This window comes from Actinomycetota bacterium (genome assembly GCA_014360645.1).
Lineage (GTDB): Bacteria > Actinomycetota > Geothermincolia > Geothermincolales > RBG-13-55-18 > Solincola_B.
Genome location: JACIXD010000014.1, coordinates 80,908 through 95,220, shown reverse-complemented (window position 1 = coordinate 95,220; position 14,313 = coordinate 80,908). Strand labels below are relative to the sequence as shown.

Annotated in this window: 13 protein-coding genes; all 13 read right to left on the bottom strand. The window is 65.7% G+C overall.

Translation table 11 applies throughout. From position 1 onward, the window contains the following. Nucleotides 1-52 precede the first annotated feature (52 nt). On the bottom strand, nt 53-1,315 hold the full coding sequence (murA, locus tag H5T74_12290; GenBank protein MBC7231155.1) for a UDP-N-acetylglucosamine 1-carboxyvinyltransferase: 1,263 nt from the start codon (nt 1,313-1,315) through the stop codon (nt 53-55). A 387-nt stretch (nt 1,316-1,702) separates the two neighbouring features. Continuing rightward, nucleotides 1,703-2,362 carry a V-type ATP synthase subunit D gene (locus H5T74_12285; GenBank protein ID MBC7231154.1) on the bottom strand — a complete coding sequence of 220 codons (660 nt, stop codon included), beginning with the start codon at nt 2,360-2,362 and terminating at the stop codon, nt 1,703-1,705. Between the two features lie 31 nt (nt 2,363-2,393). Beyond that, on the bottom strand, nt 2,394-3,815 hold the full coding sequence (locus H5T74_12280; GenBank protein ID MBC7231153.1) for a V-type ATP synthase subunit B: 1,422 nt from the start codon (nt 3,813-3,815) through the stop codon (nt 2,394-2,396). A 25-nt stretch (nt 3,816-3,840) separates the two neighbouring features. Further along, nucleotides 3,841-5,589, bottom strand: coding sequence for a V-type ATP synthase subunit A (locus tag H5T74_12275; GenBank protein ID MBC7231152.1), 1,749 nt, complete (start codon nt 5,587-5,589; stop codon nt 3,841-3,843). 77 nt (nt 5,590-5,666) lie between these two features. Further along, a complete protein-coding gene (locus H5T74_12270; GenBank protein MBC7231151.1) occupies nt 5,667-6,008 on the bottom strand; it encodes a V-type ATP synthase subunit F in 342 nt (113 codons plus the stop codon). A gap of 24 nt (nt 6,009-6,032) precedes the next feature. Continuing rightward, on the bottom strand, nt 6,033-7,130 hold the full coding sequence (locus H5T74_12265) for a V-type ATPase subunit (protein MBC7231150.1): 1,098 nt from the start codon (nt 7,128-7,130) through the stop codon (nt 6,033-6,035). Nucleotides 7,131-7,208: 78 nt separating this feature from the next. Further along, nucleotides 7,209-7,817 carry a hypothetical protein gene (locus tag H5T74_12260; GenBank protein MBC7231149.1) on the bottom strand — a complete coding sequence of 203 codons (609 nt, stop codon included), beginning with the start codon at nt 7,815-7,817 and terminating at the stop codon, nt 7,209-7,211. Between the two features lie 53 nt (nt 7,818-7,870). Continuing rightward, nucleotides 7,871-8,095: an ATPase gene (locus H5T74_12255; protein ID MBC7231148.1), complete on the bottom strand. Its 225-nt coding sequence runs from the start codon at nt 8,093-8,095 to the stop codon at nt 7,871-7,873. Nucleotide 8,096: 1 nt separating this feature from the next. After that, nucleotides 8,097-10,115, bottom strand: coding sequence for a hypothetical protein (locus H5T74_12250; protein MBC7231147.1), 2,019 nt, complete (start codon nt 10,113-10,115; stop codon nt 8,097-8,099). A gap of 117 nt (nt 10,116-10,232) precedes the next feature. Then, entirely contained in the window at nt 10,233-10,661 is a 429-nt protein-coding gene (locus H5T74_12245; GenBank protein MBC7231146.1) for a hypothetical protein, read from the bottom strand. 171 nt (nt 10,662-10,832) lie between these two features. Beyond that, the gene (locus H5T74_12240; protein MBC7231145.1) at nt 10,833-11,609 is read right to left on the bottom strand and encodes a type III pantothenate kinase; all 777 of its coding nucleotides are present in this window, start codon (nt 11,607-11,609) and stop codon (nt 10,833-10,835) included. A gap of 147 nt (nt 11,610-11,756) precedes the next feature. Then, nucleotides 11,757-12,584, bottom strand: coding sequence for a carboxylating nicotinate-nucleotide diphosphorylase (gene nadC, locus H5T74_12235; GenBank protein ID MBC7231144.1), 828 nt, complete (start codon nt 12,582-12,584; stop codon nt 11,757-11,759). A 37-nt stretch (nt 12,585-12,621) separates the two neighbouring features. Beyond that, nucleotides 12,622-14,289 carry an L-aspartate oxidase gene (nadB, locus tag H5T74_12230; GenBank protein MBC7231143.1) on the bottom strand — a complete coding sequence of 556 codons (1,668 nt, stop codon included), beginning with the start codon at nt 14,287-14,289 and terminating at the stop codon, nt 12,622-12,624. Between the last annotated feature and the right edge of the window lie 24 nt (nt 14,290-14,313).

Sequence of the window (14,313 nt, the reverse complement as noted above, 5' to 3'; positions counted from 1 at the left end):
CGCCCGTCCTCTCTACCCACAGCAACAGATAGGGGCGGTACGCCGGGCGGGGTTATCCCGATTCTACCCTTTTTATATCGGCTCCCAGGAGGGAGAGTTTCTCCTCTAGCCTCTCGTATCCCCGGTCCACGTGCTGGATGTCCAGGACGTGCGTCTCGCCCTCCGCCGCCAGTCCCGCCAGCACCAGCGCGGCGCCGGCACGCAGGTCGGGGGCGCTCACCTCCGCCCCGCTCAACCTGCCCACTCCCCTGACGATGGCATGATGGCCCTCGATGGTGATGTCGCACCCCATGCGATTGAGCTCGTCCACGAACATGAAGCGGCTCTCGAAGACGTTCTCGGTGACCACGCTGATGCCCTCGGCCAGGCTGAGGAGGACCATCATCTGGGGCTGCATGTCGGTGGGAAACCCGGGATAGGGAAGGGTGGCGAGGTCCACGGCCCGGTAGCCTCCCCCTCCCCTCACGCGTATGCCCTCCTCGACCGCCTCCACCTCCACCCCCGCGTCGCGCAGTTTCTCCAGGGGCATCCCCAGGTGGCCGGGATCCGCGCCCGCGATCACCACATCCCCGCCCGCCACCGCGGCGGCGACCGCCAGGGTGCCCGCCTCGATGCGGTCCCCGATGGCGGTGTGCTCCACGCCTCGCAAGGCTGACGGTCCCCGCACCTCGATCACCGGCGTCCCCGCCCCCTCGATCTCCGCGCCCATGGCTACGAGGAAGGCGATGAGGTCCTGGATCTCCGGCTCGCGGGCGGCGTTCTCGATGCGCGTCGTGCCCTCAGCGCCCACCGCCGCCATGACCAGGTTTTCCGTGGCGCCCACGCTGGGAAAATCGAGGACGATATCCGCGCCCTTGAGGCGGGAAGCTCGGGCGCGCACGTAACCGTGCTCGGTGGTGATCTCCGCCCCCATCTCCGCGAGGCCCTTTAGATGCATGTCTATCTTGCGGGACCCGATGTTGCACCCGCCAGGGATGGCCACCGATGCCTCCCCCCAGCGCGCCACCAGCGGTCCGAGGACGATGATGGAGGCGCGCATGCGCCTCACCAGATGATACGGGGCTTCTCGTAAAGCGAAATCGCCGGCCCGGATGCGCAGGGAATCCTCCGCCCGTACCACCTCCACCCCCAGATGCCGCAACACCTCGGACATGATCTCTACGTCGGCTATGCGCGGGGCGTTGTGGATGACGCATTCCTCCGGGGTGAGGAGGCTGGCGGCCATGAGCTTGAGCACCGAGTTCTTGGCCCCGCCCACGCGCACCTCTCCCCGCAGGGGCCTGCCTCCCGTGATCACGAACTTGCTCTCAACCATGACAACGAGATGATACCACCCCCACCGGCGCTCCCGACAGACCGGCGTCAGCCTTCTCCTGGCGGCGGAATGCATCGCGTAAGCGATAGCGCCGCAGGCGCTACGGTGTCCAGTGCCTGTGCGGCTGGGCGTCATCCTTTATCGCGCGAGAGACTGCATCGCGAAAGCGATAGCGCCGCAGGCGCTACGGTGTCCAGTGCCTGTGCGGCTGGGTGTTATCCTTTATCGCGCGAGAGACTGCATCGCGAAAGCGATAGCGCCGCAGGCGCTACGGTGTCCAGTGCCTGGACGGAGCGCAGCGAGGTCCAGGCCTGGCACGCATACGCCCGCACATACACCTACCCCCGCTCATACAAAATGTCCCATGTCCGGGGCTGACCCCATGATTTAAGCTTTCAGTCTCTCCAGGCGGGCTTCCTCTTTGCGCTCCAGGGCCTTCTTCACCTTCTTGAGGCGGAAGATGTCCTCGCGCGCCCTCTCCTCGAGGCTCATCTGGATGAACTTGATCTGCTCGTCGTAATCGGGGATGACGATGTTCTCCAGGGCGTTTACGCGGCGGTTGGTCTTGCGCAGCTCCTCCCCCAGACGGCGCAGCCTGGTCTCGATGTCCGCGGACTCGATGATCACGTCGATGATCTCCTCGAACTTCTCCGCCGCCGCGTCCACCCGGCTGGACACGCCGGTTATGCTGTAGCCGCGCTTGAGGACGCTGCGCATGGTGCTCTGGCCCTTGCGAATGACGGGGATGGGCACCCCCATGACGTGGGTGCCGGTGATATCCACCAGCACCTCTCCCTGGGTGGCGTAGGACGCGGAGCGCACCGCCGGCCCGCCGTCCTTGGCCTTGGCCATGGCCAGGTCGTACTGGGCGTCGGCGGTGACGCGCTCCAGGCGCAGGGAGAGGCGCATGGTCTCGTCGATGATGGGCATGAACTCCGCCAGCAGGGCGTCGCGCTTGCGTTTGAGCAGGTTCATCCCCTGCTCGGCCAGGGTGCGGTTGGCCTTGCGCTTCAGCAGCTCGCTCCTTGTCGGGTGTACCTGCTCCATGTCCTCCTACCGCCGCCTCTCCTCGCTTCCGTCAACCCTCGGTTGTCGCGAACTCCTGCGCCGCCTCGGGATTGTAATATTTCTCGATGTATTCGGTCTTGATGCGCTTGATGGACTCCTTGGGCATCATGCTGATGAGCTTCCACCCCAGCTCCAGGGTCTGCTCCAGCTCCCGGTTCTCGTCCTTCTGGTCCAGGTAGTTCTGCTCGAAGGCGTCGGCGAACTTCAGCGCCATGCGGTCCTGGTCGGTCAGGGCTTCCTCGCCCACGATGGCCACCAGGCGCCGTAGGTCCACGCCCTCGGCGTAGTAGGCGTAGAGCTGGTCGGCCACCCCGCGGTGGTCACCCCGCGTCCTTCCCTCCCCGATGCCCAGGTTCATGAGGCGCGACAGGCAGGGGAGCACGTCGATGGGGGGGAAGATGCCGCGCCGGTGCAGCTGGCGCGAGAGCACGATCTGCCCCTCGGTGATGTATCCCGTGAGGTCCGGGATGGGGTGGGTGATGTCGTCGTCGGGCATGGCAAGGATGGGCACCTGGGTGACGGAGCCCGGCTTGCCCTTGATGCGGCCGGCCCGCTCGTAGATGGACGCCAGGTCGGTGTACATGTAGCCGGGATAGCCGCGCCGGCCCGGGACCTCCTCGCGAGCGGTGGAGATCTCGCGCAGCGCCTCGCAGTAGTTGGTCATGTCGGTGAGGATCACCAGCACCTGCATGTCGTGCTCGAAGGCCAGGAACTCGGCCACGGTGAGGGCGCACCGCGGGGTCAGCAGGCGCTCCACCGTGGGGTCGTCGGCGAGGTTGAGGAAGAAGACCACCCTTTCCAGGGCCCCCGACCTGGCGAAGCTATCCTGGAAGAAAGAGGCCTCGCGGCGGGTGATGCCCATGGCCGCGAAGATGATGGCGAACTCCTCACCGCCCAGGATCTTGGCGTTGCGCACGATGGCCGCCGCCAGCTCGTTGCCGGGCAGGCCGGCGCCCGAGAAGATGGGGAGCTTCTGCCCGCGCACCAGGGTGTTGAGGCCGTCGATGGCGGATATTCCCGTCTGGATGAAGTCGCGGGGCTCCTCGCGGCTCCAGGGGTTGATGGGGGAGCCGGTGATCTCCCTCTCCTCCTCCGGGAAGACCTCCGGGCCCCCGTCTATGGGCTGGCCCATGCCGTTGAGGATGCGCCCCAGGAGGTTCACAGAGCAGGGCATCTTGGCCACCTCGCCCCGGAAGCGTACGTTGGTGCGGTCCACGTCAAGGCCGGCTGTGGGGCCGAAGACCTGGACCACCGCCAGCTCCCCGGCGAGCTCTATGACCTGGCCATATTTCACGGACCCGTCCGCGGAACGGATCTCCACCATCTCGTTGTAGGCGGCTCCCTTCACCTTGCTCACGAAGAGCAGGGGTCCGGCTACCTCGCCCACGGTGCGGTATTCCGTGGTGGCCAGGAAAGCGCTACCGTTCGACATCTTTATCTCTCCCGTCCTCTTCCTCTCACCACTCGCCCAGCGCCCTCAGCTCGCGCTGCACGCGGTCCAGCAGGTCGGATATCTTCTCCTCGGCTTCCTCCGTAGGGATCTCCTTCATGCGGGCGATCTCGTTCTTGATGGGATGCTCCGTGGCCTGGCGCAGAGGCACCCCCTGCACCAGCACCTCCTCCAGGCAGTCATAATAGGTCAGGATGACCTTGAGCATGAGGTAGGCCTTGCGTAGGGAGCAGAAGGCGTCGGTGTCGGAGAAGGCGAACTGCTGCAGGAAATCCTCGCGCAGCATGCGCGTGGTCTCCAGCACCGCCTTGGCGAAGTCCGGCAGGGCGTCCGGCCCCACCAGCTGCACGATCTCCTGCAGCTCCACCTCCTTCTGCAGCAGGCTCATGGCCTTGTCGCGCAGCGTCCTCCAGTCCTCGGCCACGTTCTTGGTGTACCAGTCCTGGATCTGGTCCAGGTACAGGGTGTAGCTCTTGATCCAGCTGATGGCAGGGAAATGGCGGCGGTAGGCCAGGGAGGTGTCCAGGGCCCAGAAGGCCCCCGTGATGCGTAGGGAGTTCTGGGTCATGGGCTCGGAGAAATCGCCGCCCGGGGGCGAGACCGCGCCGATGGCGGTTATGGAGCCCATGCGCTCGTCGCTGCCCAGGCACACCGCCCTCCCGCAGCGCTCATAGAAGTCGGCCAGGCGGGTGGCGAGGTAAGCGGGGTAGCCCTCCTCGCCGGGCATCTCCTCCAGGCGCCCCGAGACCTCGCGCAGCGCCTCCCCCCAGCGCGAGGTGGAGTCGGCCATGAGGGCTACGTTGTAGCCCATGTCGCGGTAATACTCCGCCAGGGTGATGCCGGTATAGATGGAGGCCTCCCTGGCCGCCACCGGCATGTTGGAGGTGTTGGCCACCAGGATGGTGCGCTGCATGAGGGGGACCCCCGTCTTGGGGTCGATGAGGCTGGGGAACTCCGCCAGCACCTCGGTGATCTCGTTGCCCCTCTCGCCGCACCCGATATAGATCACGATGTCCGCGTCCGCCCACTTGGCCAGAGTGGTCTCGGTCACCGTCTTGCCGGTCCCGAACCCGCCGGGGATGATGCTGTACCCGCCCTGGGCGATGGGGAAGAAGGTGTCCAGGATGCGCGTGCCGGTGATGAAGGGGACGGTGGGGTTCTCCTTCTTCTTGACCGGCCTGGGGACGCGGGCCGGCCAGGTCTGGTAGAGCTTGATCTCGGCGCCGCTCTCAAGGACCACCACCGTCTGGTCCACGGTGAACTCGCCCTCCCTGACCTCCGCCACCCGGCCGGACATCCCCGGAGGGACCATGATGCGGTGGACGATGTGGGTGGTCTCCTGCACCTCCCCCACCACGTCTCCCTCCTGCACCTCGTCCCCCGCCTCCACCATGGGCTGGAAACCCCATTTGCGGTCGCGGGGAAGGGCGTCGGTGGAGACGCCGCGCACCACGAAGTCGCCGTAGTTCTCGGCGATGTCCGTCAGGCGCCGCTGGATGCCGTCGTAGATGGAGGATAGGAGGCCGGGGCCGAGCTCCAGTTGGAGGGGCTCCTCGGTGCACTCCACCTTCTCCCCCACCCTCAGGCCGGAGGTGTCCTCGTACACCTGCACGATGGCGATGTCCCCGTCCAGGCGCACCACCTCGCCGATGAGGCCGAGCTCGCCGACCCTGGTGATATCGTACATCTTGGCGCCGGACATGCCCTCCGCGCTGACCACGGGCCCGGATACCTTGGCAATGCTCCCTACGATCATTCCGACACTCTCCCGTCTCTCAACAGTCCTTACGCCAGGCGATCATCTCTCCATGCCCGCCCCGCCACGGGGCGGCATCACTCTCCCTCCCTGCCCCGCAGGGTGATGTCAAAACCGATGGCGCGATGGATGAGCCGGGCCAGGTAGGCGCGCCTCTCCCCCGCCATCTCCACCGATTCCTTGATGGGCAGGGGGATGACGATGGGCCGGTAGATGCTGTCGATCTTCTCCTGCGTCTTCTCGTCAATATTATTGTAGAAATGCTCGTTCACCGCGAGTATCCCGGCATTGGGATCGTCGATGAGGAGCTTGATCTTCTCCAACGCCTCGTCGGGGTTCTCCGCCTCCACCACGCTGACGCCCGCGAGGCGGAACCCGTCCGCCGTCTCCGGGTCGGTCACCACTATGGCCTTGTACAAGACGCTTCACCCCCGCGTGCGGGCCTACCCGCCCTTCTGTTCCTCCCCGAAAAGCACCAACTCCTTGCGTATCTGGGACTCGATGAGCCCTATGCTCTTGCCCCTGACGATGATACGCAGGTTGGTGATCTCCAGGTATTTCCTCCACATGAAATCGATGATCACCCCGATGCCCAGGGGATCCTTGGACATCTTGAGGCAGGTCTTGATGATGTGCTTCTGCATCTCGTCCTCGAAGACGCTCTCGCCCCTCTCCTCGAAGGCCTTCCAGGCGCCGGCGAGAGCGTCCTTGTAGGGCATGCGGTGCGAAAGCCTCTCGTACACCTGCTCCGGCTGCCCCAGGGACATGATCTTGGCGAACTCTTCCGCGTCCCCGATGGTGCCTCCGGGAACAAAATAGTCCTGGGCGCGGAACTCCTTGAGCTCCAGGCCGCAGATGCGCATGAGGGTGGCGATGTTCACGGCGTCCACCTCCATGACCATCACCTCCCGCACCAGCGCGGCGTCCGCGTCCTTTCCCTCGAGGATCTTCCCCAGTTCCTGGTAATGGAAGCGGTCCAGGGCGAGCTCCAGGACGGAGAGGTCGTGTTCATGAAGGTACTCCGCCAGGTGGGCCATGACCGCCCTGCCGTAGGGGATGGGCCACTCGCGCCCCAGGACCACCATGGCGTCGATGCTCGCCCTGAGGTCGGGCTGGCCCACGATCTCCTCCAGGGTGACCAGGTCGATGGCCCCGATGGGCACCAGGTTCCTGGCGATCTCCGCCTTGGGCACCAGCGCCCGCATGCCTCTGAGGATGGTCTTGAGGTTGTAGGGGTCCCAGCGGGCGAGAAGGGCGTTCACCAGCTCCTCCGGCCTGCCGATGAAGAACTCCTTGATCTTGGAGAAGGTGCGGACGAGGTTGCGGTTGAAGGCGCGGTCGATGGTGGTGGGGCGCGCGCCCTCGAGCATGAAGTGCTCGATGTCCGGCCCGTACTCCGTGTTCTCCAGCACCGCGAGAGCCTGGTTGTAATCGGGCGCCTCCAGGAGCTCCCTGTACACGTGGGGCTCCAGCAGGCGCGCGGACATGGCGCGTACCCGCGCGTTGGCGTAGCTGTAATCCTTCAGCGGAACCTGTACCATTATCTCGAACTACCTCGAGCTCTCGTCGCCGTCCCCGTCTCCTGCGCGACAGGGCGCCCGCATACTGAAAGAGGGGGCTTACCCCCCTCCCGCCGCGGCCACCGCCTCGCCCTCGAAGAGGACCTTGGATACCTGCATGCGCAACTTCTCACGCGCCCGGTTGAGCCTCTCCTCCACGGTGTTGATGATGGTCACCCTCTCCGCCTCGTCGGCGACCACCGCGCCCCCCAGGGTGCTGAGGTCGTCCTTGAGCTCGTAATCCAGCCCCAGGCCGCGCATGATCTCCTCCGCGAGCGCCCTGTCCGCGGGATCGACGCGGACCACCACCCTGCCGCTGACCCGCGTGAGGCCCTCCCTGATCAGGCTCTCCAGGATCTCCCGGTAATCGGGGCGTTCCCTCAGCTTTTCCAGGCGCCTCTCGGCCTCACGCAGGGCCTCCTCCGCCACCCTCTCCTTGGCGGCGATGACGGCGTTCTTCGACCTCAGGCGGGCGGAATAGAGCATGGAGATTCTCTCGCTGCGGGCCTCCGACTCCAGCTTCTCCAGGCGGGCTCGCCGGACGGCCTCCGCCTCGGCCTGCGCCCGCTCCATGATCTGCCTGGCTTCCTGCTCCGCGCGGCGGAATATCTCCCTGCACTCCTCCCGGCATTCGTCGTCCAGGGCCTGCAGGATGTCCTCTATCGACATGCCCTCACTTCCTGTCGGAATATCCCGGCTCGCAAAGGAGCCGATGCGCCTCCTTACTCTCCCGGCTTCAGGCCCGTGATCAAGAAGCCGATAACGAATCCCAACACCACCATGGTCTCGGGGATGGCGATCATGATGATGGCGTTACCGGCCAGCTCCGGCTTCTCCGCGAGGGCTCCCGCCATGGCGGCCCCGATCTTGGATTGCGACCATCCGGTCGCCAGGGCGGACAACCCGATGGCCAGGGCCGCCCCGATGGCGATCAGTCCGAGTTCCAAGCTATTCACCTCCCGATCGTTTGAAGGGCTTGTAAACCACGTCCGCTTCCTTGTAGAACTTGGTGAAGCTCTCCACCAGGTTGAGACGCAGCGACTGGATGGAGGGGCTGAGCACCCCCAGGGCGATGTTCAGGGTGTGCAGCAATGCCGCCACTATCACTCCGAGAAAGACCATGGCCCCCCCGCCGAACTCCGCTCCCAGCTCGTTGGAGACCTCGGCCAGGATCACCGAGGCCAGCCCGATGCCGTATAGACGGGCGTAGGAGAGGAGGTTTCCGAAGGTGAGGGCGGCCTCCAGGCCTCCCCCGAATCCCCCGCCGTAGCCGGCCGCTCCGATGCCCACCAGCGCCATCACCGCCCCCAGGGGCACGGCGACGCTCTTGGCGCCCTTGATGCCCCACAGGCTGCCGAAGATGACCACCAGGCCCAGGATGAAGAGCAGGTATCCCCCTTTCTCGATGGCGTGTTTGCGGTCCTTGTGGCGGATGCCGTCGATGAGCCCGATGAGCAGGGCCCCGCCCATGTGCAGGACTCCGATGATGATCACGATGATCAGCAGCAGCTTGAACAGGTCCGGGTTCGCCTGTGCTATGCGCTCCAGCGGCCACCCGAAGGGCTTGCCGTTGGAGGTATAACCCCATATCCACTGCACTTCCAGGTGCCCCGCGGCGTCCTTCCAGCCGAAGAGGCGGAAGAGCAGGTCTCCGAAGAACTCGAAGTAGAGCAGTCCGAAGACGAACGTGGATATGGAACAGATCAACAACACGTTGGCGAAGAGCTCGAAAAAGAGGCTTCGCGACTCACGCTTCTTCATCATGCGCTTCATGAGGAAGACCACCCCGATGAGCACCAGGGCATAACCCATGTCCCCCAGCATGAATCCGAAGAGGAGGGGGAAGAAGATGGCCACCAGGAAGGTGGGGTCGATATGCCCGTACCTGGGGGGCTTGATGAGCATGTAGATGAACTCGAAGGGTCTCACCGGGCCGGGATTCCTGAGCGCCGCCGGCGCCTCCTCCATCTCGTCGTGGCTGGGGACCTCCTCGGTGAGCTCCACCTTGCCCTCGAACTTCTCCTCCAGGATACGGCGCGTCTCCTCCACCTTGTCCGAGGGCATCCAGCCCGTGATCACGAAGACGTGCCCCGACTGCCCGAACTTGGGGATGGCGTTGAGGGACTCGATGCGGTCCGCCAGGTAGTCCTTGAGGGCCACCAGGGTTACATACCAATCGCTGGATATCTTTTCCAACTCCTCCCGCACCTTTTTGAGCTTTGGAGGGATCTCGTTGAGCCGCTCCTCGATCTCCTTTAAGGCCTCGTCGTAGGGCTTGTCCGCCAGCTCAGAGGGCAGGCGCACCTGGTTTACGTTCTCCGCCGCCAGGAAGTTGTGCACCTGCTCCGAGTAGCGCCTGTGGAAGACGAGGATGGCGGCGTGGGTGTTCTCGTCCACGCGGGCGGAGAAGACCTCGCACTGTCCGCCGGTTATCTTTTCCAGCTCCTTCTGGATATATTCCAACACCTGCTTGTAGCGCTCCTCGATGAGCAGGGCGATGGAGGTGTAGTTCTCAGTGGCCGTCACCTTGCTGGCCAGGGGATAGACCTTCTTGATGATGGGCTCGTACTTGGAGAGGCGCGAGAGCTCCACCTCCAGCTCGTTCTTGTAGGTGAGTAGATCCCGGGTGGCCCTCTCCTCCTCCTCCACCATGGCCGAGATCTCGCCCAGCGTCTTGCCCTTGAAGGAGTCATACTTCTGCTGCAACTCCGTCCGGGTTATCTTCTTCTCGGGAGGAATGAGCTCAGAGAGGATGGCGTTGTTGCGCATGGCCAAGTTCTGCAGCAGGTTCCTCTCCTCCTCCAGGGCCGGATCCATCTCCATGGGGATGAGGTCCGCGTAACGCGGCCCCCTCTTCTTGGTGATGTCCTCGAGATGCAGGGTCCCCAGGTCCTGCAGCACCTCCAGCACCTGGAAGAAGAGGGTCTTCACCCCCACTATCTCCACCTTCGACATGGTCAGAAGCATTTCCGCCTCCCCTGTTTCAGCTCTCTGGTGCCCGCTCGGCAGAGCCGCATCTTCGTCCCTTCACAGCAACCGGCTCCATGAAGTCCATCCCTGATCCCAACGGCAACGCCGCCCCCTTCAGTCCGGCTCCCCGGCCTTGAGGACGGCGTTCACGATGAGGGCTACCGCCTTTTCGAGGTTCGCGCTTCCGGTCTTCTCCACCCGCGCGATCTCCTCCGCGGTTGAGCGTTCGATATTCTCGATCTCGGCACGCGCCTCAGCGATGATCCTGTCGTAGGCATCCCTGCCGATATCCTCGAGGGTGGCCTTACGCTTCAGTGCCGCCGCCTCGCCCTTGGCGTCCTCCAGGAGGCGCTCAGCGCGGGCTCTTTCGGCGCTGACCTTGGAACGTATCTCGCTCTCCTTGGCGGATATGCGGCTGAAGACCTCGGTAGAGGTGCCGATGTATTTCTCTTCCAGCTGGTCGGTGAGGTGTTTGCCTGCCTTCTTCCCTTCGTGGGCCTTGCCCGGCTTCCTTGACCTGACCTTCAACTTGGATCCTGCCATGCTGTTTCGACCTCTGCTTCGACTCTGGCCGGCTTGTCCGTTATGGCACGCGGGCGGACGTTTTGCCTGCTATCCCGCCCGATTTCTCGGTCCCGTAACATAATATATGGGGTGACTATGGCTGTCAATAAAACCTCCGTGGCAGCATCCCTGGACGCGGTTGCGCCCCCGTCACCCCGCTTTCCCGCTCCGCCTCTCGTAGATAAGGCGGAGGCCGTGCAGGGTGAGCAGCGGGTCGTGGACGTCGATGGTGCGGCACTCCCCCACCACCACCTCGGCGAGGCCTCCCGTGGCCACCACCTTGGCGCCCTTTCCGAGCTCGTCCTTCATCATCTCCACGATGCGGTCCACCTGGCCGGCGAAGCCGAAGACGATCCCCGACTGCATGCTCCACACCGTGTTCTTCCCGATGACCGACGGAGGACGGTGCACCTCCACCCGCGGCAGCCGCGCCGCGGCGTTGAAGAGAGCGCGCGAGGATATCTCTATCCCGGGGGCGATGGCGCCGCCCAGGTACTCACCGGCCGGGGAAACGGCGTCGAAGGTGGTGGCGGTGCCGAAATCCACCACGATGCTCGGCCCCCCGTAGCGCTCGAAGGCGGCCACGGCGTTGACCAGGCGGTCGGGCCCCACCTCCCTCGGGTTGTCGATGAGCACCTCGATGCCCGCCTCCACGTTGTGCCCCACGATGAGGGGCTCGAACTCCCAATATTCCCGGGTCATCTGCTCCAGGGACATGGTGGCGGCGGGGACCACCGAGGAGATGATCACCGCGTCGAAGCTGGCGAAGGAGAGGCCCTTGAGCATCAGAAAACCCTGGTAGTAGAGGGCGAGCTCATCCTCGGTCTTGCTGGCGTCGGTGGAGATCCTCCAGTGTCCCACCAGGTCGGCATCGCGGTAGGCCCCGATCACCGTCTGGGTGTTTCCCACGTCGATGGCCAAGAGCACGGCAACCCCTCCTCGCGGTTCCGGTAAGTCCCGCGCCCGGAAGCAGACGGGCACGACTTCATTCTACACGATACCTCATCTCTCCTGCCCCCGCCCGCGGCGGCCCGTGGGCCGTAAGGAGGCGCCTCCCCTGCCTCGCGTCCCCGCTCATCCGCGCAGGGGCTCGAGGTCCAGCGCGATGTCCAGCGCCCTTGCGCTGTGGGTGATGGCTCCCACGGAGATGAAATCCACTCCCGCGGCGGCGTAGGCGGCCACGTTTTCCAGGCTTATCCCGCCCGAGGCCTCCAGCTTCACCCTGCCCCTCGCCATCCTCACCGCCTCCTCCACCTCGGACACGTCGAGGTTGTCCAGCATCACCACCTCGGCACCCGCCTGGATAGCCTCCTCCAGGTCCCGCAACCGCTGCACCTCCACCTCCACGGGGAACTCGTCTCCCAGCGCCTCCCGCGCCCTCCTCACCGCCTCGCCCACCCCGCCCACGGCGGCGACGTGGTTGTCTTTGATGAGCACGGCGTCGAAGAGGCCGAAACGGTGGTTCCTGCCGCCCCCCGCGCGCACCGCGTACTTCTCCAGCGCCCGCAACCCGGGGGCGGTCTTGCGGGTGTCCAGGATCACCGCTCCGTGGGGCGCCGCGCGGGCCACGAAAAGAGAGGTGAGGGTGGCGATGCCGGAGAGGCGCTGCAGGAAGTTGAGGGCCGTTCTCTCCCCCTCCAGGATGGTGGCGGCAAGGCCCTCGACCTCCGCGATCTCGCTCCCGGCGGGAAGCCTCTCGCCGTCGTTGGCCAGGGAGCGGAAGGACACCCTGGCGTCGAGGACGCGGAAGGTCATGGAGGCCAGGGGCAGGCCCGCCACCACCCCTTCCTCGCGCATCACCAGGCGCCCCCGGGCCCTCATCCCGGGCGGGATCACCGCCTGGGAGGTGATGTCTCCCCGGCTCTGCAGGTCCTCGTCCAGCGCCCTGCGAACCGCTTCCATGCACGCTCGCCTGAATGCCTCGTCCACTTTCCCTCGCTCACCCTTCTTCCCAGGCGTAACCGTCCCCGGTCAGCCTCCCCACTTCCCTCAACTCCCGCGTGACCCTCCCGCCGCGCGAACTGAACACCACGTGGCACCGCCAGAACTCCGCCATCCCCGGGAAGTCCACGCGGTAATGGCAGCCCCGGCTCTCCTCGCGCAGCATGGCCGCTCTCACCATCAACCGCGCCAGGATGATCATGTTCTGCAGCTCGAACCCGGGCGGGCTGAGGTATTCCACCCGCAGCACCTCGAGGTTCTTATCCAGGAACTCCCAGGCCTCGCGCAGACTCTCCTCGCTGCGGCGGAAGCCCACGCAGTCCTGCATGATCTGCTGCAGGAACCTGCGCAGCAGGCCCACCTCCACCGGCAGGCGGCTCCTCCTGGCCTTGTGTCCCAGGCCTTCCAGATCCTTCCTGGCCAGACCCCCCCGCTCCAGCCAGTCAGGCAGGTCCTGCATGATGCGCCAGCTGAACACCAGCCCCTCGAGAAGGGAGTTGGAGGCCAGGCGGTTGGCGCCGTGCACCCCCGTGCAGGCCACCTCCCCGCAGGCGTACAGGCCTCTGACCGCCGTCCTGCCGCGGAGGTCGGTGACCACGCCGCCGCTCATGTAATGCGCGGCGGGAGAGACGGGGATGGGGACGCGGGTGATGTCCAGGCCTGCCTCCAGACAGTGGCGGTAGATGGTGGGAAAGCGCTCCTTCAGCCTGTCTGCGGGGATGCGGGTGGCGTCGAGGAAGAGGTGGTCCCGCTCCTCTTCCTTCATCACCCGCACCATCTCGTTCACCACCACGTCCCGCGGCGCGAGGTCCTCCTGAGGGTGGACGCCGCGCATGATCCTTTTTCCGGCGTGGTCCACCAGCACCGCCCCCTCTCCCCTCACCGCCTCGCTGATCAGCCAGCGCGGGGTCTCCGGGAGGTGCAGGGCGGTGGGGTGGAACTGCAGGAACTCCAGGTCGGCCACCTCCGCCCCCGCGCGCAGGGCCATGGAGACGCCGTCCCCAGTGCAGATCTCGGGGTTGGTGGTCACGGCGTAGAGCTGCCCCATGCCGCCCATGGCCAGCACCACCGCCCGGGCATGGAAGAAGCTGATGGTCCCGGTAAGCGCGTCCATCCCCAGGACTCCCGCGCACCGCCCGTCCACGGTGACGATGTCCACGGCGTAATAGTTCTCGAACACGTCCAGGCGCTTGTTGTAGAGGAGGCGGCGGGTGAGGCTGGCCTCCAGCTCGCTTCCCGTGGCGTCCCCCTGGGCATGGGCCACGCGGCGCCGCGAATGTCCTCCCTCCAGGGTGAGGTCGAGGTGGCCGTCCACGGTGTCGAAGTGCGCGCCCACCTCCTCGATGAGCTCGGTTATGCGCATGGGGCCCTCCCTCACCAGGGTCCACACCGCCTCCTCCTCGCACAGCCCCTTGCCGGCGGCGATGGTGTCCTGGAAGTGGAGTTCCGGGCTGTCGTCCGCGCCCAGGGCGGAGGCGATACCGCCCTGGGCGATGCGGGTGGCGGTCACCGTGAGGGTGGTCTTGGTGAGCAGCGCCACGCGGTAGCGCCTCGCCGCCCGCAGGGCGGTGGAGAGCCCCGCCACGCCGCTGCCGACGACCAGCACGTCGAAGGAGAGGCAGGGCAGGGCGTCGAGATCGAAGTTGACCAGGTAACGCGGGACCATGGTATGCCTTTCCCCTCGCGCCGC

Bases quoted from the DNA above. Each gene is read 5' to 3' on its own strand.
- murA (MBC7231155.1), bottom strand. From the start codon at position 1,315: ATGGTTGAGAGCAAGTTCGTGATCACGGGAGGCAGGCCCCTGCGGGGA.
- H5T74_12285 (MBC7231154.1), bottom strand. From the start codon at position 2,362: ATGGAGCAGGTACACCCGACAAGGAGCGAGCTGCTGAAGCGCAAGGCC.
- H5T74_12280 (MBC7231153.1), bottom strand. From the start codon at position 3,815: ATGTCGAACGGTAGCGCTTTCCTGGCCACCACGGAATACCGCACCGTG.
- H5T74_12275 (MBC7231152.1), bottom strand. From the start codon at position 5,589: ATGATCGTAGGGAGCATTGCCAAGGTATCCGGGCCCGTGGTCAGCGCG.
- H5T74_12265 (MBC7231150.1), bottom strand. From the start codon at position 7,130: ATGGTACAGGTTCCGCTGAAGGATTACAGCTACGCCAACGCGCGGGTA.
- H5T74_12260 (MBC7231149.1), bottom strand. From the start codon at position 7,817: ATGTCGATAGAGGACATCCTGCAGGCCCTGGACGACGAATGCCGGGAG.
- H5T74_12250 (MBC7231147.1), bottom strand. From the start codon at position 10,115: ATGCTTCTGACCATGTCGAAGGTGGAGATAGTGGGGGTGAAGACCCTC.
- H5T74_12245 (MBC7231146.1), bottom strand. From the start codon at position 10,661: ATGGCAGGATCCAAGTTGAAGGTCAGGTCAAGGAAGCCGGGCAAGGCC.
- nadC (MBC7231144.1), bottom strand. From the start codon at position 12,584: ATGGAAGCGGTTCGCAGGGCGCTGGACGAGGACCTGCAGAGCCGGGGA.
- nadB (MBC7231143.1), bottom strand. From the start codon at position 14,289: ATGGTCCCGCGTTACCTGGTCAACTTCGATCTCGACGCCCTGCCCTGC.